Source organism: Arthrobacter sp. USHLN218 (assembly GCF_037144715.1).
Classification (GTDB): Bacteria; Actinomycetota; Actinomycetes; order Actinomycetales; family Micrococcaceae; genus Crystallibacter.
The window spans coordinates 258,495-279,199 of the sequence record NZ_JBBCYT010000003.1 but is presented as its reverse complement, the minus strand read 5'-3'; the positions used below and the strand labels follow the sequence as shown (position 1 = coordinate 279,199).

The window sequence follows — 20,705 nt, the reverse complement described above, 5'->3', positions numbered from 1 at the left end:
CCGGCCATTCCCTTACCCCGCGGAGTGCACTATGATCAAATGTTTAGCCGCACCGGAAGGGAAGTCGTGCGGAGCTATCTTTGGGGGAACAATGCGGCGTACCTGCGCAGCTCTATGCGCCGTGCTGGCGCTGGCACTATCCATGCTCTGCGGCGCGCTCCCGTCGCAGGCGGCGGCAGCGGCCATCACGCTCAGCGACTACTCCGGGCCCGCCGGGACCACGGTCACCGTCACCGGGACAAGTTTCCCGAAGAAGACCGCGGGAACCGTGTCCGCCGGTACCGGCCAACAGGCCTTCACGACGTCCGCTTCGGGGTATTTCAAGACGTCCATCGTGATCCCCGACGCCGCCGATGCTTCGCTGCGGATTGAGGCGCGCGCGGGCGTTGCCGCCGCCTCTGCGATGTTCACGGTCACCTACAGCAGCCCCTCCGTGACCGAAGAGGAACAGCAGGTGGCGGCGCTCGACACGGCAGCCGCCCTGCCGGGGGTCAGCACCGCACGACTGCGCTTCGGGGTCGGCACACCGGGAGGCCCGCTGGCGCAAGGCGAGCTGGATGCCGTCGCCGCGATGTCGGGGGAGGCCCCGTCCGTGATCCTGTCCTACAAGGACTTCCGGCAGGCGCCGCCGGTGGCCGAGCTGGACGCGGTGCGGGCCCGCGGCGCGGTGACGCTGCTGACCTGGGAACCATGGGCCTGGGGCGGCGGAACGGAACAGCCCGCCTACTCGCTGGACCGGATCGCAGCCGGGGACTTCGACGCCTACCTCCGGCAATGGGGCACCGCCCTCGCCCAATGGGGCCACCCCGTCTACCTGCGGTTCGGCCACGAGATGAACGGCAACTGGTACCCCTGGTCGGAAGGCGTCAACGGCAACGGCGCCGGCGACTACGCGGCGGCCTGGCGGCACGTCCACGACGTCGTCAGCTCGACGGGAGCCGCCAACGTGCAGTGGGTGTGGAATCCCAACGTGCCCTACTGGGGGTCGACGCCGCTCGACGGGCTCTATCCCGGACCGGGCTACGTCGACGCGGTGGCCCTGGACGGCTACAACTGGGGCACCTCGGCGGACTGGAGCAAGTGGACCCAGCCGTGGGAGCTCTTCGCCGACGGCCTCGGCCAGGTGCGTTCGCTGGCTCCGGGCAAACCCATCCTGATCGCGGAGACGTCATCGGCCGAACAGGGCGGCTCGAAAGCCACCTGGAATGCGGACCTGGTCTATTACCTGGCGCAGCAGCCGGACATCACTGCCGTGGTGTGGTTCCACTTCAACAAGGAAACCGACTGGCGGATCGACAGCAGCCAAAGCTCGGCGGACGCGCTCCGGGCGGCACTGGCGGCCCGCCGCGGCTGAACGGCGGCTGAACTGCGGCGCTTTTCGGATACTGTCGCCGGATCAGACCCCGGCGAAGTACCGGACGACGTCCAGGTAGGGGATGTTGACGGCGGCGTCCGCGGCTTCCCGGACGGCCGGTTTCGCGTTGAAGGCCACGCCGAGACCGGCGGCGGCGAGCATATCCAGGTCGTTGGCGCCGTCGCCGACCGCGATGGTCTGTGCCATGTCGATGTGCTCGGCCTTGGCCCAGGCACGCAGCGAAGCCTCTTTCGCGGCGCGGTCCACGACGTCCCCCTCGACGACGCCGGTCAGGGCGCCGTCCGTGGTGCCCAGCAGGTTCGCGTGCCAGTAGTCCAGCCTCAGCTCCGCGGCCAGCGGGTCGAGGATCTGGCTGAATCCGCCGGAGACCACCCCGACGACGTGGCCGGCGTTGAGGAACGCCTCGACCAGTTCGGCGGCTCCGTCGGTGAGCTCAACCGCACCATGGACCCGATCGATGACCTCCAGCGGCAGGTCGCGCAGGGTCCCGACGCGGGCATGCAGGCTCTCGGCAAAGTCCAGTTCGCCGCGCATCGCGGCATCGGTCAGCGCGGCGACCTCGTCCCGCTTCCCGGCGTGCTCGGCGAGCAGCTCGATGACCTCCTGCTTGATCAGGGTGGAATCGACATCCATGATCAGCAGCTTGCGTTTCGGGCCGGCCAGCTCCGCGGGCAGGACCGCCGTGCCGATGGAGCTTGTGATGACCGGCTGGACCGCCGCCCGCAACGCCAGGAGACCGGACTCCAGGTCGCCGTCGTACCCCACGGCGTGCACCGTGGCCTGGAAACGCCCATTGTCGAAGTTTTCGAGCTCCACAATGATGCCGCCGGCCGCGGAAAGGGCCTGCTGGACCGCCACCAGGTACTCGTCGGTGAGCTTGAGCCCGTAGGAGACAACGCGGAAGAGCGAAAGCATGCGGGGGAAGTCCTTGTCTGTCGGGCGCGCGGGGCGCCGTGGAAATCAGCGGGGGGCCAATCGCCGGGCCACCGGCGTAGCGTTTGGCGAATGCTGCCTTTCTTAGCCTAGTGTCTAGAAGCATGAGTGATGTTCTTGAATTTGCCGGGGTCAGCGTTGTCCGCGGGCGGAAAACCCTGTTGGACAACGTGGACTGGCAAGTCAAGGAAGGCGAGCGGTGGGTCATCCTGGGCCCGAACGGCGCCGGGAAGACCACGCTGCTGCAGATCGCCGGCGCCCGGCTGCATCCAACCCGCGGCGTGGCCGGGATCCTCGAAGAGGTCATGGGATCCGTCGACGTGTTCGAGCTCCGCCCGCGGATCGGCCTGGCCTCCGCGGCGCTGGCCAACCAGATTCCGGAGCAGGAAACCGTGCTGAACGTCGTCGTTACCGCCTCCTACGGCGTGACCGGCCGCTGGCGCGAGGCCTACGAGAAGCAGGACGAGCGCCGGGCGTTCCGCCTGCTGGGCCAGTGGGGGATGTCCACCTTCCTCAACCGCCGCTTCGCCACGCTGAGCGAGGGCGAACGCAAGCGGGTGCAGATCGCCCGCGCGCTGATGGCGGACCCGGAGCTGCTGCTGCTCGATGAACCCGGCGCGGGGCTGGACCTTGCCGGCCGCGAGGACCTCGTCCACAGGCTCAGCCAGCTCGCAGCTGACGAGGATGCTCCGGCGCTGGTGCTCGTGACGCACCACCTGGAGGAGGTGCCCCCGGGCTTCACCCACGCCATGCTGCTGCGCGAAGGTGGCGTGGTGGCGCAGGGGCCCATCGATGAGGTGCTCACCGAAGAGAACCTCAGCACTGCCTTCGACATGCCGCTCGAGGTCAAGAACGACGGCGGCCGGTACACGGCCGTTGCGCGCCGCGCCTGAGCCGGTACTGACTTTATGGACTTAGTCCAGGCGCTTGTTATTGCCCTGGCCGGGCTCTGGGCCGGCACCATCAACAGCATCGTCGGCTCCGGCACGCTCGTTACGTTCCCCGTCCTGGTGGCGCTCGGCTTCCCCCCGGTGACCGCGACCATTTCCAACGCGATGGGCCTCATCGCCGGCAACTTCGGCGGAGTCTACGGGTACCGTCGGGAGCTGCGCGGGCTCAGCGGGACGCTGAAGATGCTGCTGCCGGCATCTCTGCTCGGCGGCATCACGGGCGCGGCGCTGCTGCTGAACCTGCCGGAGGAAGTCTTCGGCATCGCCGCGCCGTTCCTGATTGTGCTGGCGCTGCTGTTCGTCATCTTCCAGCCCAAGCTGCAGGCCTGGGTGCGGGAGCGGCAGGCCGCGCAGGCACGGACCCGGAGCCAGCCGCTGGTGCTGCTGTTCCTGATCTACTTCGCCGGCGTCTACGGCGGCTACTTCGTCGCGGCCCAGGGCATCCTGCTCGTCGGGATCCTCGGCATCTTCCTGCACGGCACGCTGCAGCAGGCCAATGCCGTCAAGAACGTGCTGGTGCTCGGCGTGAACATTATCGCCGGCATCTCCTACATGATCTTCGCGTTCGACCGCATCAACTGGCAGATCGTGCTGGTGATCGCGGTGAGCTCGCTGGTCGGCGCGCTGATCGGCACGGCCGTGGGCCGGCGCCTGAAGCCGGTGGTCCTGCGCGGCGTCATCGTCGCCCTCGGCCTCGTTGCCCTCTTCGTCATGGTCTCGGAACTCGTGGCATGAACCTGCACTACCTGGAGAGCGCGGATGATCCGCTGGTCGCCGACTACACCCAGCTGACGGACACCGCCCTGCGACGCCGCCGCGAGCCGGCCGAGGGGATGTACATCGCGGAGAGCTCCAAGGTGCTGCGCCGGGCCATCGCTGCGGGCCACCGGCCGAGATCGTTCTTCCTCGCCGAAAAGTGGCTCGAGGACCTGCGCGATGTCATCGGCCTCTTCCCGGAGGTGCCCGTCTTCGTTGGCACTCCGGATGTGCTTGAAGCCATCACCGGCTTCCATCTGCATCGCGGAGCCATGGCCGCCATGCACCGCCCGGCGCCCCGCGATCCCGCGGCGGTAGTGGCCGGCGCGCGCCGCGTCGCGGTGCTGGAGGACATCGTGGACCATACGAATGTCGGCGCGATCTTCCGCTCGGCCGCCGCGATGGGCATGGATGCCGTCCTGATCAGCCCGCGCTGCGCCGACCCGCTCTACCGCCGCAGCATCCGGGTCAGCATGGGCACGGTCTTCCAGGTCCCGTGGGCGCGCCTGCCGGAATGGCCGGCCGGACTGCGTGTCCTCAAGGAGCAGGGATTTACGACGGCGGCGCTTGAGCTGACCGAGGATGCCATCACCCTGGATGAACTTGAGTCCCGTACGTTCGACCGGCTGGCCCTCATCCTCGGAACGGAGGGCGCCGGCATGCTGCCGGAGACCCTGGAGCAAGCCGACCTGAAGGTGATGATCCCGATGCGCGCCGGAGTGGATTCGCTGAACGTGGCGGCCGCCAGCGCCGTGGCCTTCTGGGCATGCCGCCCCGAGGTTTCCGGCATCGGCGGCTGATGCGGTAGGATGGGTTGCTGGCCTGCCATGGGCCAACCGTTTTCCATCCCTTAAAGCCGCTGGCAAAATCCAGGGGCGTGTTCAAAGGATTCCACATGAAGTCTGATATCCACCCGGCATACGCCCCGGTTGTCTTCCGCGACCTTGCCTCCGGCGTTTCCTTCCTGACCAAGTCCACTGTTGGTTCCAGCAAGACTGTTGAGTGGGAAGACGGCAACACCTACCCGCTGATCGAGGTTGAAATCTCCTCCGAGTCGCACCCGTTCTACACCGGCAAGCAGCGCATCATGGACACCGCCGGCCGTGTCGAGCGCTTCAACGCCCGCTTCAAGGGCTTCGGCAAGAAGTAACTTCTTCGCCCGCAGATTTGAGCGACGGCGGTCCGCACCAGTCCACTCTGGTGCGGACCGCCGCTTTTAACCCGCACCCCGCGCGGTGGTATGACTAAAGAGCCGGCGGCGTTCGTCCGCGGCGCGAAGCAGACTGGCAAGGAGCTCGGAATGTCCGGTCACCGGCACGGTGAATACAAGGTCCACGGCGGCAAGCTCGTCGTGGTCGACCTCGACGAGGAAGCAGGCCGGCTGGCCAATGTCTCCGTCAGCGGCGATTTCTTCCTCGAACCGGACGAGGCGCTGGACGATATCAACGCCGCGCTGAACGGCATGGCCGCCGATGGTTCCCATGCCGACTATGCGGCGGCCGTCGAGGCGGCCCTGTCTCCCGACGTGGTGCTCTTCGGATTTTCCGCGCCAGCGGTGGCCACAGCGGTGCGCCGGGCCCTGGCGAAGGCCACCGGCTGGCGGGACCACGACTGGCAGCTCATCGGTCCGCAGGTGCTGCCGATCCACCTCAACGTGGCCCTTGACGAGGTGCTGACCCGCCGGGTGGGGGAGGGCAAACGCCAGCCGACCATGCGGATCTGGGACTGGGACGAGCCCTCCGTGGTGATCGGCAGCTTCCAGTCGGTCAGGAATGAAGTAGACGCCGACGGGGCCGAACGCCATGGCGTGACCGTGGTCCGCAGGATCACCGGCGGCGGGGCGATGTTCATGGAACACGGCAACGCCATCACGTATTCGCTCTACCTTCCGCAGACCCTCGTGGACGGCCTGTCGTTCGAGGCATCGTACGCGTTCCTGGACGCGTGGACCATGGCGGCGCTGGAGAAGGTCGGCGTGGAGGCCTTCTACCAGCCGTTGAACGATATTGCGACGCCGGAGGGCAAGATCGGCGGCGCCGCCCAGAAACGCCTGGGCAACGGCGCCATGCTGCACCATGTGACGATGTCCTACGACATCGATGCCGACAAGATGACCGACGTCCTGCGGATCGGCAAGGAAAAGATCTCGGACAAGGGCATTGCCAGCGCGAAGAAGCGGGTGGATCCGCTCCGGCGCCAGACCGGACTGGACCGGGAATCCATCATCGGCACCATGATGGACACGTTCCGGGACCGCTACGGCGCCTCGGATTCTGCCATCACCGACGAGGAACTGGCGGCCGCCAAGGACCTCGTAGAGGCCAAGTTCGCCACCGGGGAGTGGCTGCACCGCGTGCCGTAGCGCGCCCGCTTACACCTCGTCTGCGAGCGCTGCCGTCCGTTCGTCGATGAAGGTCTGCAGCGTCGCGGACTGGTCCGCCAGCTCCTCCGCGGTGAGGCCGTCGCTGGACGGCACAGCGGACGCGATCTCGTCCAGGAGTTCGGTGGCGGTTCCGTCCCCGTACATCCGGTGGTAGAGGTCTGCGTAGGCGGCCTCATAGGCGGGCCGGAACGCCTCCGATGCCAGGAACCGCTCCTTCAGCTCGTTGCCTCCCCGGCCGCCGCCTCCTGCCATCCCGCCGCCGCTTTCGTTGGCGCCGGGCGCGATGCCCGGATCGTTGCCGGGATCGAAGCCTCCCGGAGGTGTCCCGGCAGCATCATCCTGCCCAGGCGGCATCGCTCCGCCGCCCCCTCCGATGGTGAGCTGCTCATCGGGGGACGCCGCGGCGTCCCCCGTCATGGCGAGGTTGAGGTCCCACGAAACGACGGAAATCTTCTTCGACTGCAGGTCGTACCAGAGGTAATAGTTCTGGCCCGGTCCTGCCATGTCGTCGCCGTTGACCAGGAGGTTCATGGTGGCGGTGTAGCGGGCAAAGGATTCAATATCCACCCAGTCGGACAATTCGGCATCGAACTCCTCGTCGCTGGCTTCCGAGAGCCATTTGAGGAAGTCGACGATGGGCTGCACGTCTTCGCTGCCCTCGGCGTTGAGCTGTTTGAACTGCTCTTCGTACGTTGCGAGGTCGTCGCCCTGGTACGTGAAGCTGGATTCCGCATCCGACTTGTAGAGCACGCCGGCTGTGTCGAAGAGGGAATCGGCGTAGGTTTCGTCGGGATTCTCCACCAGCAGCCGGGTCTGGGTCGGGCTGCCGTTCACGGAATAGGTGGTGTAGGCGTACCGCTGCGTCGCCTGGCCGCTGGCCGCTGTCAGGGCCAGGGCAAGGGCCTCGTTGAGGGCTGGCGAACCGGGGCGCAGGGCGAGCTGCGTGAGGCCGTGGTACGTCTGGCCATCCGTGTACTTGTCGAAGTCGATGAGCAGCGGGAGCGACTCGGGAACGTCGGAGGAGATGTCCATGGTGTTTGAGGTGTTTGCGTTGCCGGCCATTGGGCCGCCTCCGCCGCTGAGGCTGCGCAAGGTCGAATTGCCCTTGAGCCGCACGCCCACGTTGGACACCACGGTCCCATCGATGGTGATGTCGGCCGGCATCCATTCCTTGGACCCATCCGCTTCGTAGGCCGCGACCATGTCGGCATAGTCGGATTCCTCCCAGGCAACGCTGATCCGGTGGGACACGCCGTCGGCAAAGAAGGAGTCCCTGGTAGCCGCAGAAGCGCCCTCCGCCGCATCCGAACCGGAGCCGGTGGACGATGGCGCAGCCGATGTCCCAGCCGCCGGGGAGTCTGTCGCCGCCCCGACGCCGCACCCGGACAAGGCCAGCGTTAGGGCAAGGGCGGATGCCGAAAGAATCGTGGTGGGGAAACGTCGCATGGGTCCTTCTAGGCTCGCCGAATGGATGTCTCCCAGCTTCGTGCCTAGAGCTGTGCCGTTTCTGTGCCCGAACCCTGCGCCGGGTATGACCCGATCCCGCGGCTCTTCCGGACCCCAGGCGCAGGTCCGGCCCGCACGGCCCGCCGAAGGCGCGGGGTCCTTATTTTGCTGCGGCCTGCTGCGCCCTCAGGGCGCGCAGCAGATGGTCCCGCTGCTCGACGACGATGCGCCGGAGCGCCGCCGGGGCACCGGGATGCCGCCCGAGCCACTCATCGGTGCGGACGACGACGGGATGCAGTTCGGGTGCCTGGCCCTCGGCCAGGTCCTGCTGCAGGGGATACAGGCCGCGGACGACCCGGCTGGCCAGTTCGATGCTCTGCCGCTGCCACACGCCCTCGATACTCCGGAAGTACTGATCGATGAAGGGAGCCAGCAACCCGTGCCCGGCGGCCCCGAAGCCGTCGATCGTGGCGTCCAGCAGCTCATTGGACAGTTGCGAACCGGCGACGGCGTCCTCCCAGGCCTTGGCCTTGACGGCCGGTTCGGGGCGGGCACACATGGCGGCCGTGAAGCCGGCGCGGCCCGACGCCGTCAGGTCCCGCTCCAGCTCCGCCTCCAGCCGGGAGGCGTCGGCGCGGCCGGTCGCCGCCAGCGCCTGCCACAGCCGCCACCGGAGGTCCGCATCCATGGCGAGACCCTCCGGTGCCGAGGAGCCGTCCAGCAATGCGGCGAGGTAGTCCGCACCGGCCGGATCCGCCCGGCCGACGGCCGCCAGGCAGCGGGCCCACGCCAGTTGGTGGTCGCTTCCCGGCTCCGCAGCCTCCAGCTCCGTGCGCAGGAACGTGGCGACGCGGCGCCGGAGGCTGTCACGCTCCGCGGCGGGCGCATAGCGTTCCAAGGCCGTCCGCGCACAGTCCAAGAGCATCTGCAGGACGCCGTTGTCCGTCTCGGCCCGGGCGAAGCGTTCCACGGCCGCCAGGTACGATTCCGCGTCCAGCAGGCCGTCGCGCGCCATATCCCACAGCGTGGACCAGCACAGCGCCCGGGCCAGCGGATCCGCCACCCGGTCCAGCGAGGCAAGCACGGTCTGCAGGGAGCGCGGATCGAACCGGACCTTGACGTAGCTGAGGTCCTCGTCATTCACCAGCAGCAGCGCGGGCTCATGGCGGCCCGCGAGCCCGGTCACCTCGGTCACGCGTCCGGCGACGTCCAGCTCCACGGAGCCGGACCGTGCAAGTGCGCCGTCGGCATCGAAGTCGTAGAGCCCTACCCGCAGCCGGTGCGGCCGCTCCGCGGGTAGTCCCGTGACCGGATCCGTGGCTTCCTGGACCAGGCGTACGGCAGCCAGGCTCCCGCCGTCGTACTCCAGTTCCGGGGTGATGGCGGAAATTCCGGAGGTCTGCAGCCAGGCCCCCGCCCACCCGCCCATGTCGCGGCCGGAGGCGCCGCTGATCACCGCCAGGAAGTCGGCCAGGGAGGTGTTGCCGTACTCGTGCTGCCGGAAGTAGCGGCGCGCCGCCGCGGCGAAGGCGTCCGCGCCGACGTAGGCCACGAGTTGCTTGAGCACCGCGGCGCCCTTGGCGTAGGTGATGCCGTCGAAGTTCTGTTTAGCCGCCTCCAGGTCCACGATGTCGGCGACGATCGGATGCGTGGTGGGGAGCTGGTCCTGCACGTAGGCCCAGGCCTTGCGGCGGTTGGCAAAGGTGACCCAGGCGTTTTCGAACTCGGTGGCCTCGACCAGGGCCAGCGAGCCCATATAGTCGGCGAAAGACTCCTTGAGCCACAGGTCGTCCCACCAGGACATCGTGACCAGGTCCCCGAACCACATGTGCGCCATCTCGTGCATGATCGTGTTGGCCCGGGCCTGGTACTGGGCAACCGTGGCGCGGGAGGTGAACACGTACTTCTCGGTGAAGGTGACCAGGCCCGGATTCTCCATGGCGCCGAGATTGTATTCCGGCACGAACGCCTGCTCGTACTTGCCGAAAGGGTAGGGGTAGTCGAACAGGTCGTGGAAGAAGTCCAGCCCCTGCTTGGTGGTGGCAAAGATGCGCTCCGCGTCGAAGGAGTCCGCCAGCGCGGCGCGGCAATAGGCGCCCAGCGGGACCTGCAGCAGGCTCCCGTCCGCCAGCCTTCGCTCCCAGCTGTCCTGGGCCCGGTGGTACGGCCCGGCCAGCACGGTGGTGATGTAGGTGGAGATCCGGGCCGTCGGCTCGAAGCGGCAGACCGCGGAATCGGGCGAACCGGGAGAACCGGGAAGTTCCTCCACCGAGGCGAGCGGGGCGTTGGAGGCGACCTGCCAGCCCGAGGGCGCCGTGATGGTGAAGCTGAAGACGCCTTTGAGGTCCGGCTGCTCGAAGTTCGCGAACACCCGGCGTGCGTCCGCCGGTTCGTACTGGGTGTACAGGTAGGTCTTGCCGTCCGCGGGATCGGTGAACCGGTGCAGGCCCTCGCCGCTGCGGCTGTACAGCGCGGTGCCCACCACGGTGGCCCGGTTGCGCCGCTGCAGTCCCGGCAGCCGGATCCGGGACCCGTCCACCACAGCCGCGGGATCCAGCCGCTCGCCGTTGAGGACCACGGCTTCCACGCCGCCGTGGATGAAGTCCAGGAATGTTTCGGCACCGGGGGAGCTGCAGCTGAAGTCGATGACGGTCTCCGAGGCGTACCCCGGAACCTCCGGGTCTTCCGCGGAGCGGAGGTCGAGGCTGACCTCGTAGCTGTCCACTTCGATCAGTTCCGAGCGCGTTCGTGCCTCCGCGCGGCTAAGGTTCCCATGAGTCATCCGGCCCATTCAATCACGCCCCGCTGCGCCGCCGCGGACGCTCAGCCGACGATGAGCCGCGCGGCGCCCAGCCCCAGGGCGGCGATCAGCAGCCAGGCCAGCAGGGCGACGGCCAGCGAGGCGACGGAACCGCGCGCCAGCTCCCGCACCCGAATGCCCGTCCCGAGGCCGAACAACGCCATCGCCAGCAGCCAGTCCTGCAGCGTCGCGGCCGCGTCCAGCATGTCCGGCGGCAGCCAGCCGGAGCTGCCCAGCAGGACCATCGCCGCGAAACCGGCAATGAACGGCGGCACCAGCGGCGGCCGTCCGGCATCCGGTGCGGTGCTGCGGCGGTGCCAGGCCACCCCGGCCACAATCGGTGCCAGCAGCAGCACGCGCGCCAGCTTAACGACGACGGCGGCCCCCAGTGCCGCGGTCCCGGCGGTCTGGGCCGTGGCCACGACCTGGCCCACGTCGTGGACGGAGCTGCCCACCCAGACGCCGAAGAGCTCCGCCGGCAGGTCCGCCGCCACCATGATGGCCGGCAGGACAACGATGGCCAGCGAACCGCACAGCGTCACCAGGGCCACGGGTACGGCGACATCCTGACCCCGGCTCCCGCGGGCCGCCGCGACCGCACCGATGGCGGAGACGCCGCAGATCGAGAAGCCAGCCGCCAGCAGCAGGGGCTGGTCGCCGCCCAGCCTGAAGGCGCGGGCGAGCAGGTAGGTCCCGGCGAAGGCCGCCGCGACCACGCCCGTGATCAGCAGCAGGCCGCCGACGCCCAGCTGCGCCAGAGCGCCCAGCGACAGCTTCAGGCCCAGCAGGACGATCCCGGCCCGGAGCAGCGCACGGGCGGAAAACGCCAGGCCAGGCCGCGCCGTCCCGCCCGCCGCCGTCCGAAGGCCGGGCAGGTTGGCCACCAGGACGCCCAGCACCACGGCGAAGCTCATGGCCGGAACGGCCGGCAGGAGCAGGTGCGCGGCATAGGCGGCAGCCGCCGCGGCTACGGCCAGCAGCAGGCCCGGAAGCAACGGCAGCCACCGACCGGCGCCGCGCTCGGCAGCCCGGGGCGCAGGGTCGGAAGGCACGGAACTCGTCTCAGGCACAGAAGCTACTGTGCCGTACGGCACGCGCAACACGCTATTGGCGCGTAAAAGTGGGCACGCGAGGTCCGGACGTGAAACGCTTTGGGCTATGTCGGATCTGTTTGCGGACTACGCCCATGCCGCCACACGCAGCACTGCCTACGACGAAATGTTCGGCGCCGGCCAGGTGCCGCGTGCGGAGTATGCGCAGGTGGCCTCCACGCTGGGCGAGCTGACTCTGGCGGACGTCACGGCCCGGGCCGACTCGATGGCGCGCACCTTCCTCGACCGCGGCGTGACTTTCGACTTTGCCGGCGAGGAGCGGCCGTTCCCCATCGACCTGGTGCCGCGGGTTATCTCCGCCGACACCTGGCAGGTGCTCGAACGCGGCGTATCGCAGCGCGTGCGCGCCCTGGAAGCCTTCCTGGACGACGTCTACGACCGGATGTCGGCGGTGTCCGACGGCGTGGTGCCGCGCAGCCTGATCACCTCCAGCGACCATTTCCACCGGCAGGTGTCCGGTTTCGATCCTGCCGGCGGGGTCCGGATCCACGTCTCCGGCATCGACCTGGTCCGGGACGAGGCCGGCACGTTCCGGGTGCTCGAGGACAACGTCCGCGTGCCGAGCGGCGTCAGCTACGTGATCGAGAACCGCCGGGCCATGGCCAAGGGCCTGCCCGAGGCCTTCGGCCAGCAGCCGGTACGCCCGGTCGACGACTACCCCCGGCGGCTGCTGACGGCCCTGCGCAAGACCGCGCCCTCCGGCGCGGAGGACCCGACCGTCGTCGTACTCACCCCCGGCGTGTACAACAGCGCGTACTTCGAACACACGCTGCTGGCCGGCCTGATGGGCGTGGAGCTGGTGGAGGGACGGGACCTCATCTGCCGCGCGAACCGCGTCTACATGCGGACGACGGCGGGGGAGCAGCGCGTGGACGTGATCTACAAGCGGATCGACGACGAGTTCCTGGACCCGCAGCAGTTCCGCTCCGACTCGGTGCTCGGCTGCCCGGGCATCGTCAACGCCGCCCGGGCCGGCAACGTCACGATCGCCAACGCGATCGGCAACGGCGTGGCCGACGACAAACTGGTCTACAGCTACGTGCCGGACCTCATCCGCTACTACCTGGGCGAGGAACCCATCGTGCCCAACGTGGACACCTTCCGCCTGGAGGATCCGCAGGCGCGCGAGGAGGTAATGGACCGGCTGGAGGAACTGGTGGTCAAGCCGGTGGCCGGCTCGGGCGGCAAGGGCCTGGTCATCGGTCCGGCCGCCTCGAAGGCCGAGCTGGAGGAGCTGCGCGCCAAGGTCCTCCAGGACCCGCGCGGCTGGATCGCCCAGCCCGTGCTGCAGCTCTCCACGGTCCCCACCATGTCCGGCGGCCAGTTCAGCCCGCGGCACGTGGACCTGCGTCCATTCGCCATCAACGACGGCGACGACGTCTGGGTGCTGCCCGGCGGCCTGACCCGCGTGGCGCTGAAAGAAGGCTCGCTGATCGTCAATTCCAGCCAGGGCGGCGGATCCAAGGACACCTGGGTGCTGGCGGAAGACTCAGCCCAGCTGGCCCGGCAATCCGCCGAGGCACAGGTGGCCGTTGCGCCCGCCCAGTCCACCGCCTGGCCGGTGGACCCCGAGCCGCGGCACGAGCCGGAACAGTGAGAGAATGCTCCATGCCCTTTGAAGGAGGTCCGAACCGATGCTGAGCCGCATCGCCGAGTCCCTGTTCTGGATCGGCCGCTATGTGGAGCGGGCCGACGGCACCGCCCGCATCCTCGACGTCAACCTGGAGCGGCTGAACCAGCTGCCCACCGCCGAGCAGGCGCAAGTCTCCCGGCAGCTGCTGGGAGTCATGGGTGCGGTGCCGGACGGGCCGGACTTCGGGATGGGGGACCTGCTGAACAAGCTCGCCTTCGACCGCGGCACGACCACGTCGATCGCCGGTGCCCTGGGCGCGGCCCGCGAGAACGCCCGCCGCGCCCGCGAGACCGTCTCCTCCAGCCTCTGGGAGGGCCTGAACACCACCTGGTACGGGCTGAACCAGCACCGGAAGGACGTGGTGGGGACGTACCGGTTCTGCCACTGGGTGCTCGAGCGCACTGCCATGATCAAGGGCCTGTCGGACACCACCATGAGCCACGACGAGAGCTGGCAGTTCCTGGCGCTGGGCCGCAGCCTGGAGCGGGCGGACATGACGGCCCGGATGCTGTCGACCCAAGGCGTCCTGTCCGCCGGGCTTTCCTGGGTCAACATGCTGCGCTGCGCCGGTGCCTACGAAGCCTTCCTGCGCACCCGCCGCGGGGCCGCCGGCGAGGAGCAGGCCGCCGAGTTCCTGCTGCTGGACCGGCTGTTCCCGCGGTCCATCGTCTACGCGTTGAGCGATGCCGAGCGCGCACTGGAACGCCTGGACCCGTCCTACCGCCGCATCGGCTTCATCACCGACGCCCGGCGGATTGTCGGGCAGGCCCGCAGCTTCCTAGAGTTCCACCAGCCCGCCGACCTGCTGGCGGAGCTGCCCGCGCACATGGACCGGGTGCAGAGGTCGTGTGCCCAGGCCTCGGACGCCGTGACCCGGACGTACTTTGCCCAACCGATCGACTTGTCCTGGGTAGGAGAGGTTTCATGACCCGGCTGCGCATTGAGCACCGAACCGGCTACACCTACGACAGCAATGTCATGCTGTCCTACAACGAGGCGCGCATGACGCCGCTGACGGACCCGTACCAGGTGGTGCTCGAGTCCGCCCTGACCGTCAGCCCCGCGCAGGCGTTCATCATGCACTACCGGGACTACTGGGGCACCCGCGTGACGGCCTTCGACATGCAGGTCCCGCACGACTACCTCGAAGTCGTCTCCGAGAGCACGGTCGAAGTCCACCGCGCGGAGAAGGTTCCGTCCGCCGAGGAACTCGCCGGCTGGGAGGTGCTGCGTTCCGCCGCCGTCGTCAATGACTTCTCGGACTGGCTGCCGCAGACCCGGCTCAGCGATCCCGGCCCCGACGTGCGGCAACTGGTGAAGGCGATGACCGAGGGGCTGGCCCCGCATGAGGCCGCCCACGCCATCATGGGCTGGCTCAAGGCCGAGGTCCAGTACGTTCCCGGAGTGACCGGCGTGCAGTCGAACGCCGAGGAAGTCTGGTCGCACCGCAAGGGGGTCTGCCAGGACCTGGCCCATCTGGGCATCGGCGCCCTGCGGAGCATCGGGATCCCCGCCCGCTACGTCTCCGGCTACCTGCATCCGAAGCCGCAGGCTGCCATCGGCGAGAAGGTCGCGGGCGAGTCGCATGCCTGGCTGCAATGGTGGGACGGCGAGTGGCGAGGCTGGGACCCCACGAATACGGGCCCGGTCACCGATTTCCACGTCTCTGTGGCCAAGGGCCGGGACTACCGCGACGTCTCGCCGCTGCGGGGCGTGCTGTCCGGCGGCGGCAAATCGCGGCTGAAGGTACGGGTCGAAGTCACCCGCCTCGCCTGACCTGGAGTCCAACAAATTCGGGGCCTTGTAGCTCAAGCTACAAGGCCCCGAATTTGTTGATCGCTACGCCGGCTAAGGGAGCAGGACTTCCTGCCCCTTGCTCAGCACGGTGAGCCCCGAGTCCGTGACCGTGAAGCCGCGGGCGCGGTCCAGATCCGGGTCCAGGCCGATCGTGGCGCCGGCGGGAACGCGCACGTTCTTGTCCAGGATGGCCCGGCGGACCTTGGCGCCCTCGCCGATCGACACCTTGTCCATCAGGACGCTGTCCGCCACATCCGCTCCTTCGGAGACGAAGACGTTCGTCGCCAGCACCGAGCCGCTGACGCTGCCGCCGGACACGACCACGCCCTGGGAAAGGATGGAGTCCAGGGCGGTGCCGTCGCGGCCGCTCATGCCCCGCACCAGCTTGGCGGGCGGGGAAACGGACTGGCGCGTGTAGATCGGCCACTCCAGGTTGTAGAGGTTGAACGCCGGCATCGGCCGGATCAGGTCCATGTGCGCGTCGTAGTAGGAGTCCAGCGTGCCGACGTCGCGCCAGTACTGCTTGTCGGCCCCGGTCGATCCCGGGACGTCGTTGGCGGTGAAGTCGTAGACTGCGGCCTCTCCGCGGTTGACGAAATAGGGGATGATGTCGCCGCCCATGTCGTGTTGCGTGTCCAGTCGATCGGCATCGGCTTCCAGCGCCTGGAGCAGGGCGTCGGTCGTGAAGACGTAGTTGCCCATCGATGCCAGGAAGCTCTCCGGATCGTCTGGCAGCCCTGCCGTGGTCTCGGGCTTTTCGACGAAGGCCTGGATCCGGGAGGGGCTCTGGGGATCCGTCTCGATCACGCCGAACTGGTCCGCCAGTTTCAGCGGCTGGCGGACGGCGGCCACGGAGGCGGCCGCGCCGGAGGCGACATGGTCCGCGACCATCTGCGAGAAGTCCATGCGGTACACGTGGTCCGCGCCGATAACGACGACGATGTCCGGCTTTTCGTCGTGGATCAGGTTCAGCGACTGGTAGATGGCATTGGCGCTGCCTAGGAACCAGCTCTTGCCGCGGCGCTGCTGTGCCGGCACGGAGGCAACGTAGTTTCCCAATTGGGCGGACAGGCGCCACGTCTCGGAGATATGCCGGTCAAGGCTGTGCGACTTGTACTGCGTCAGCACGACGATCTTCAGGTAGTGCGAATTGACCAGGTTCGAGAGTGCGAAGTCGATCAGCCGGTAGCTGCCGGCGAAAGGAACCGCCGGTTTCGCCCGGTCCGCCGTCAGCGGCATCAGCCGCTTGCCCTCGCCGCCCGCCAAGACTACGGCAAGAACTTTCTTCTGTGGCATTCTCTTTCCCCCATCCGGTGGTACCCGTCTGTGAACGAACTATGAAGTCCCCCCGCTGATCAGACTAGAGGAGATGGGCGGCGTGGACTACGTTTGGTTGCGTGCGGATTGACATTGTGACGAAGGAATTTCCCCCGGAGATCTACGGCGGGGCTGGGGTGCACGTGGCTGAGCTCAGCCGGGTCCTGGCCGGCAAGGTGGACCTGAACATCCATGCCTTCGGAAAGGAAAGGCCCGCGGACTTCCATGGCGCGTCGGTGCGCAGCTACGCCGTCCCGCCCGGACTGGACGATGCGAATCCCGCCGTGCAGACCCTCGGCGTGGACTTGGAGATCCTGTCCGGCGTCGAAGGCGCCGATCTGGTGCACTCCCATACCTGGTACGCGAACATGGCCGGGCACCTGGCGGGCCTGCTGCACGGCATTCCCCACGTCCTGAGCGCGCACTCCCTGGAACCGCTGCGGCCGTGGAAGGCCGAGCAGCTTGGCGGCGGGTACGCTCTGTCCTCCTGGGTCGAGCGGACGGCCTACGAAGCCGCTGCCGCCATTATCGCTGTGTCCCACGGCATGCGCGCCGACATCCTTCGCTGCTACCCGCAGGTGGATCCGGACAAGGTGAAGGTCGTGCACAACGGAATCGACGTCGCCCTGTGGCAGCGCGACGACAACGACGACGCGGTCCGCGCCCTGGGCATCGACCCCGGACGCCCGTCCGTGGTGTTCGTGGGACGCAACACCCGCCAGAAGGGTGTGCCGTACCTGCTCCGCGCCGCCGACCAGCTGCCCCCGGAGGTCCAGCTCGTGCTCTGCCTGGGGGCCGCCGATACTCCGGAACTGGCGGCCGAAACCAGCCGGCTGATCGACGGCCTGAAGTCCCGGCGGGACGGCGTGGTGCTGATCGAGCGGATGCTCCCGCGCAACGAGCTGATCCAGGTGCTCAGCCACGCGACGGCATTCGCCTGCCCGTCCGTATATGAACCGCTGGGCATCGTCAACCTCGAGGCCATGGCCTGCGGTGCCGCCGTCGTCGCCAGCGCCACGGGAGGCATTCCGGAGGTCGTGGAGGACGGGGTCACCGGAACGCTGGTGCCGCTCGAGCAGGTCCAGGACGGCACCGGAACGCCGCTGGATCCGGAGAAGTTCGTGAATGACTTCGCCGCCGCCCTGACGGCCACCGTCACGGACCCGGCCCTGGCCAAGCGCCAGGGTGAAGCCGGCCGGCGGCGGGCCGAAGAGCACTTCTCCTGGACGTCCATCGCCGAGAGCACGCTCGAGGTCTACCGCGGCGTGCTGAAGCAGGCCTAGCACACGGAAGCAGCGGCCGACAGCCCCGGGCCAACCCGGGCTGCCAGCCGCTGCTTCCGTGCTGCTAGCCGGCGGTGCCGGAACGCGCGTGCTTTTCCGGCACGGGGGCAGTCCCGGCGGCGCGCAGGCCGCCGGCGTAGGCGGCCGCTTCCTCCTGCCGCCTACGTTCCGCACCGCTGGCGATCGGCGCGCGCAGGTGCTCCGGACCGTAGCCAAAGGCGTCCACCAGGTCCTGCGCGAACGGGCGCAGCCGTAGCAGCAGGCGGTGGATGTAGTCGCCCAGTGTCTTGGCGCGCTGCGCCGACAGCCGCCCGTTCATCAGGTACCAGGCCAGGTTTTTCTCCACCAGCCCCAGGCCGAAGAGGTCCCGGACCCACGTCAGGATCTGGCGCGTGTCGCCGTCGTCAATTAACGGCAGGGCGCGCGTGAATGCTTCCCACTGCAGCAGCTCGGCATGGGCCGTGGCCGCCTCGATCAGTTCGTGCTGGCGCGAGTTGAACAGCGCGGCGGCCTCGGACTGCGGCAGCCTGCCCGCGCGCTTCAGGTCCGCGGCGATCTCCCGGACCATCGAGGAAACCCGGTCGGTAAGCAGCTGGCGCTGCGTGTCCTCGTCCTTCAGGTACGTGGCGGACTTCCGCACGGAACCGGTGTCCGCGAAGGTCTGGGCCACCTGGCGCAGCCCGGTGCGGTGCAGGGTGGCATCCGCCGCCTGGGACGCGACCCAGCGGGCCAATGCGCCGAAGTCGGCGCTGCGGAACTCCTTGGCATAATCAGCCAGCAGCCGCTTGGCCACCAGCTGCAGCAGCACGTTGTTGTCGCCCTCGAAGGTCGCATAGACATCCAGGTCCGCCCGCAGGGAGGTGAACCGGTTCTCGGCCAGGAAGCCCGCGCCGCCGCATGCCTCGCGGCACTCCTGCAGCGTGTCGAGGGCATGCCAGGTGCTCAACGGCTTCAGGGCCGCGGCCAGGGTTTCCAGGTCCTGCCGGTCGCCGTCGGTATCGTGGGCGCCGGAGAACACGCCGTCGAACTTCTCCAGCAGTTCCTCGTGCGCGAAGGCCGCCGCGTAGGTGGTGGCCAGCCGGGTCAGCAGGCGCCGCTGATGGCGCTGGTAGTCCAGCAGGACCTCTTCCTCCTGTGCCGAGCCGGCATGGAACTGCCGGCGTTCGGTGGCGTACTTGACCGCGATGGCCAGGGCGGCCTTGCTCGCCGCCACGGCGGCGCCGTCCAGCGAGACGCGGCCCTGCACCAAGGTGCCGAGCATGGTGAAGAAGCGCCGGCCGGGGCTGGCGATGGGGGAGGTGTAGCGGCCGTCCGCGTGCACCTGCCCGTAGCGGTCCAGGAGGTTGCTCCGCGGGATCCGCACGCCGTCGAAGTGCAGCCGGCCGTTGTCGATGCCGTTCAGGCCCCCCTTGAGGCCGTCATCTTCGCCGCCGACGCCGGGGAGGAAGTTGCGCTCCGCGTCGCGGATGGGCACGTAGAAGGCGTGGACACCGTGGTCTACGCCGCGGGTGATGAGCTTCGCGAACACGACGGCCGCCAGGCCGTCCTTGGCCGCGTTGCCCAGATAGTCCTTCCAGGCGGCCCGGTGCGGCGTGCTGATGACAAACTCTTCGGTGGCCGGGTCATAGGTTGCGGTCGTGGCGATGCTGGCCACGTCCGACCCGTGGCCCGTTTCGGTCATGGCGAAGGCCCCGGGTACCTCGAGGCTCATGATGGCGGGCAGCCACTTGTCATGGTGTTCCTTGGTGCCCAGATGCAGTACGGCCGCGCCGAAGAGGCCCCACTGGACGCCGGCCTTGATCTGCAGGGACGGGTCGGCGATGACCAGTTCCTCGAAGCCGGCGATGTTGCCGCCGTGGTTGTCCTCGCCGCCGAGGCGCTCGGGGAAGGCGTAATGCACGGAGCCGGTGTCCACCAGGTATTTCAGCTGGGCGGAGACGCGTTCGCGGTGCTCAGCCATTGTCTGGCCGTCGATCCGCGCCAGTTCCGGCTGGCCCGCGAGCCGGCGGGCGAGCCGGCGCTTGTCGGCCCACCGGCCGAGCAGCCGTTCGCCGAGTGCTTCGGTATCGAGGCGCGTCGGCGGAGTGATGCCGTCCTCGGGCCGTTCGACGTCGACGGCGGCGGGTCCGGTTACTTGGGTCATCTTTGGTCCTCCGGAAGGGTCGTTAGCGATTACTTCGTGTGTCGGGGCCCGGACCCCTCCGGCTGGCCGGTCCGGCAATGCCGGCCCAGAGCCATCCGGTGATCTGCTCCGTCATGTCTTCCCGGCCCGGCCTCTCGGCGCCGGGCGGCGTCCGCAGCCAGAGCTCTCCGGCCGCACGCACCATGCCGATGGCTGCCGGGGGCCAGAATGAGGCGGCCGTCAGATCGATGCCGGCGCCGCCGCGCGATTCCAAGTGGTGGCGGAGCGGAGCTTCGATCATCGCGGTTACGGCGGAAAAGAAGTGGACCGGCATGGCGTCCTGCCCGGCGGTGTCCGGGCCCGCGCTGCGGGTCACGAAGGCGTACACATTGGGCGAGGACTCGGCCATCTGCAGATAGACATCCACCATCGCCCGCAAGCCGTCGTGTTCCGTGGAGGCGACTGCGGCCGCCTCCTGGAGCTTCGCCTGCATGCGTTCGGCCACCGCTTCGCCGACAGCGCGCTGCAGGCCGGTTTTGTCCCCGAAGTAGCGGTAGAAGACAGGCTTGGAGGTACCCGCGGCGGCGGCGATGTCCTCCATCGAGGCATCCGGGCCCAGCCGATGGACGGCATGCCGCGCGGCACGGACCAGCTCCTTGCGCCGGCTGGTGCGGTGGGCGCTCCAGCGCTCGGCGCGGCCGTCGCCGGAGGCCTGGGGCGGTACAGTGGCTGCCGTATTCACGTTACCCAGAGTATCAGGTACGCTGGGTATTAGTAACCGGCCTGCGCTAAATCCTG

17 protein-coding genes are annotated in these 20,705 nt (G+C 68.6%); 10 read left to right on the top strand and 7 right to left on the bottom strand.

Annotated elements, in window-relative coordinates; all coding sequences use genetic code 11:
- The first annotated feature begins 91 nt into the window (after positions 1-91).
- Positions 92-1,354, top strand: coding sequence for a glycoside hydrolase family 26 protein (locus WFH44_RS08570; RefSeq protein WP_336713308.1), 1,263 nt, complete (start codon positions 92-94; stop codon positions 1,352-1,354).
- 42 nt (positions 1,355-1,396) lie between these two features.
- Here the strand turns inward: WFH44_RS08570 and serB are convergent, their stop codons facing one another.
- Positions 1,397-2,290 (bottom strand): phosphoserine phosphatase SerB, encoded by an 894-nt coding sequence (gene serB / locus WFH44_RS08565; RefSeq protein WP_336713306.1) that lies wholly within the window; start codon positions 2,288-2,290, stop codon positions 1,397-1,399.
- 122 nt (positions 2,291-2,412) lie between these two features.
- Here serB and WFH44_RS08560 point away from each other — a divergent pair, with 122 nt between their 5' ends.
- The 5 genes from WFH44_RS08560 to WFH44_RS08540 all read left to right on the top strand — a co-directional run bounded on the left by WFH44_RS08560 (position 2,413) and on the right by WFH44_RS08540 (position 6,376).
- Positions 2,413-3,201, top strand: coding sequence for an ABC transporter ATP-binding protein (locus WFH44_RS08560; protein ID WP_336713305.1), 789 nt, complete (start codon positions 2,413-2,415; stop codon positions 3,199-3,201).
- 15 nt (positions 3,202-3,216) lie between these two features.
- Entirely contained in the window at positions 3,217-3,993 is a 777-nt protein-coding gene (locus WFH44_RS08555; protein ID WP_336713304.1) for a sulfite exporter TauE/SafE family protein, read from the top strand.
- The gene (locus WFH44_RS08550; RefSeq protein WP_336713303.1) at positions 3,990-4,814 is read left to right on the top strand and encodes a TrmH family RNA methyltransferase; all 825 of its coding nucleotides are present in this window, start codon (positions 3,990-3,992) and stop codon (positions 4,812-4,814) included. Before WFH44_RS08555 ends, WFH44_RS08550 begins: the two co-directional genes overlap by 4 nt.
- 95 nt (positions 4,815-4,909) lie before the next feature.
- Positions 4,910-5,164, top strand: coding sequence for a type B 50S ribosomal protein L31 (locus WFH44_RS08545; RefSeq protein ID WP_262104449.1), 255 nt, complete (start codon positions 4,910-4,912; stop codon positions 5,162-5,164).
- 150 nt (positions 5,165-5,314) lie between these two features.
- Positions 5,315-6,376, top strand: coding sequence for a lipoate--protein ligase family protein (locus WFH44_RS08540; RefSeq protein WP_336713302.1), 1,062 nt, complete (start codon positions 5,315-5,317; stop codon positions 6,374-6,376).
- A 9-nt stretch (positions 6,377-6,385) separates the two neighbouring features.
- Here WFH44_RS08540 and WFH44_RS08535 read toward each other — a convergent pair whose 3' ends face one another.
- The 3 genes from WFH44_RS08535 to WFH44_RS08525 form a co-directional block, all read right to left on the bottom strand.
- A complete protein-coding gene (locus WFH44_RS08535) occupies positions 6,386-7,843 on the bottom strand; it encodes a CotH kinase family protein (protein WP_336713301.1) in 1,458 nt (485 codons plus the stop codon).
- A gap of 160 nt (positions 7,844-8,003) precedes the next feature.
- A complete protein-coding gene (gene pepN / locus WFH44_RS08530) occupies positions 8,004-10,625 on the bottom strand; it encodes an aminopeptidase N (RefSeq protein ID WP_336713300.1) in 2,622 nt (873 codons plus the stop codon).
- 41 nt (positions 10,626-10,666) lie between these two features.
- Positions 10,667-11,713: a YeiH family protein gene (locus WFH44_RS08525; protein ID WP_442892889.1), complete on the bottom strand. Its 1,047-nt coding sequence runs from the start codon at positions 11,711-11,713 to the stop codon at positions 10,667-10,669.
- An 88-nt stretch (positions 11,714-11,801) separates the two neighbouring features.
- Here WFH44_RS08525 and WFH44_RS08520 point away from each other — a divergent pair, with 88 nt between their 5' ends.
- Genes WFH44_RS08520 through WFH44_RS08510 form a run of 3 tightly spaced genes read left to right on the top strand, consistent with a single transcriptional unit; the run spans position 11,802 to position 15,164 of the window.
- Positions 11,802-13,352, top strand: a complete 1,551-nt coding sequence (locus WFH44_RS08520) for a circularly permuted type 2 ATP-grasp protein (protein ID WP_336713298.1) — start codon at positions 11,802-11,804, stop codon at positions 13,350-13,352.
- 37 nt (positions 13,353-13,389) lie between these two features.
- A complete protein-coding gene (locus WFH44_RS08515) occupies positions 13,390-14,316 on the top strand; it encodes an alpha-E domain-containing protein (RefSeq protein WP_336713297.1) in 927 nt (308 codons plus the stop codon).
- Positions 14,313-15,164, top strand: a complete 852-nt coding sequence (locus WFH44_RS08510; RefSeq protein WP_336713296.1) for a transglutaminase family protein — start codon at positions 14,313-14,315, stop codon at positions 15,162-15,164. Before WFH44_RS08515 ends, WFH44_RS08510 begins: the two co-directional genes overlap by 4 nt.
- Before the next feature lie 72 nt (positions 15,165-15,236).
- On the opposite strand, the gene glgC is transcribed toward WFH44_RS08510, so the two are convergent.
- Positions 15,237-16,481 carry a glucose-1-phosphate adenylyltransferase gene (gene glgC, locus WFH44_RS08505; protein ID WP_336713294.1) on the bottom strand — a complete coding sequence of 415 codons (1,245 nt, stop codon included), beginning with the start codon at positions 16,479-16,481 and terminating at the stop codon, positions 15,237-15,239.
- Positions 16,482-16,582: 101 nt separating this feature from the next.
- On the opposite strand from glgC, the gene glgA reads away from it, so the two are divergent.
- Entirely contained in the window at positions 16,583-17,785 is a 1,203-nt protein-coding gene (gene glgA / locus WFH44_RS08500; protein WP_336713293.1) for a glycogen synthase, read from the top strand.
- A gap of 64 nt (positions 17,786-17,849) precedes the next feature.
- Here the strand turns inward: glgA and WFH44_RS08495 are convergent, their stop codons facing one another.
- Both WFH44_RS08495 and WFH44_RS08490 read right to left on the bottom strand, forming a co-directional pair.
- Positions 17,850-19,928: an acyl-CoA dehydrogenase family protein gene (locus tag WFH44_RS08495; RefSeq protein ID WP_336713292.1), complete on the bottom strand. Its 2,079-nt coding sequence runs from the start codon at positions 19,926-19,928 to the stop codon at positions 17,850-17,852.
- Between the two features lie 22 nt (positions 19,929-19,950).
- Positions 19,951-20,649, bottom strand: a complete 699-nt coding sequence (locus WFH44_RS08490; RefSeq protein ID WP_336713291.1) for a TetR/AcrR family transcriptional regulator — start codon at positions 20,647-20,649, stop codon at positions 19,951-19,953.
- Positions 20,650-20,705 lie beyond the last annotated feature (56 nt).

Excerpts from the sequence above, each read along its gene's own strand:
- WFH44_RS08570 (WP_336713308.1), top strand. The coding sequence starts at position 92 with ATGCGGCGTACCTGCGCAGCTCTATGCGCCGTGCTGGCGCTGGCACTA.
- serB (WP_336713306.1), bottom strand. The coding sequence starts at position 2,290 with ATGCTTTCGCTCTTCCGCGTTGTCTCCTACGGGCTCAAGCTCACCGAC.
- WFH44_RS08560 (WP_336713305.1), top strand. The coding sequence starts at position 2,413 with ATGAGTGATGTTCTTGAATTTGCCGGGGTCAGCGTTGTCCGCGGGCGG.
- WFH44_RS08555 (WP_336713304.1), top strand. The coding sequence starts at position 3,217 with ATGGACTTAGTCCAGGCGCTTGTTATTGCCCTGGCCGGGCTCTGGGCC.
- WFH44_RS08550 (WP_336713303.1), top strand. The coding sequence starts at position 3,990 with ATGAACCTGCACTACCTGGAGAGCGCGGATGATCCGCTGGTCGCCGAC.
- WFH44_RS08545 (WP_262104449.1), top strand. The coding sequence starts at position 4,910 with ATGAAGTCTGATATCCACCCGGCATACGCCCCGGTTGTCTTCCGCGAC.
- WFH44_RS08540 (WP_336713302.1), top strand. The coding sequence starts at position 5,315 with ATGTCCGGTCACCGGCACGGTGAATACAAGGTCCACGGCGGCAAGCTC.
- WFH44_RS08535 (WP_336713301.1), bottom strand. The coding sequence starts at position 7,843 with ATGCGACGTTTCCCCACCACGATTCTTTCGGCATCCGCCCTTGCCCTA.
- pepN (WP_336713300.1), bottom strand. The coding sequence starts at position 10,625 with ATGACTCATGGGAACCTTAGCCGCGCGGAGGCACGAACGCGCTCGGAA.
- WFH44_RS08520 (WP_336713298.1), top strand. The coding sequence starts at position 11,802 with ATGTCGGATCTGTTTGCGGACTACGCCCATGCCGCCACACGCAGCACT.
- WFH44_RS08515 (WP_336713297.1), top strand. The coding sequence starts at position 13,390 with ATGCTGAGCCGCATCGCCGAGTCCCTGTTCTGGATCGGCCGCTATGTG.
- WFH44_RS08510 (WP_336713296.1), top strand. The coding sequence starts at position 14,313 with ATGACCCGGCTGCGCATTGAGCACCGAACCGGCTACACCTACGACAGC.
- glgC (WP_336713294.1), bottom strand. The coding sequence starts at position 16,481 with ATGCCACAGAAGAAAGTTCTTGCCGTAGTCTTGGCGGGCGGCGAGGGC.
- WFH44_RS08495 (WP_336713292.1), bottom strand. The coding sequence starts at position 19,928 with ATGACCCAAGTAACCGGACCCGCCGCCGTCGACGTCGAACGGCCCGAG.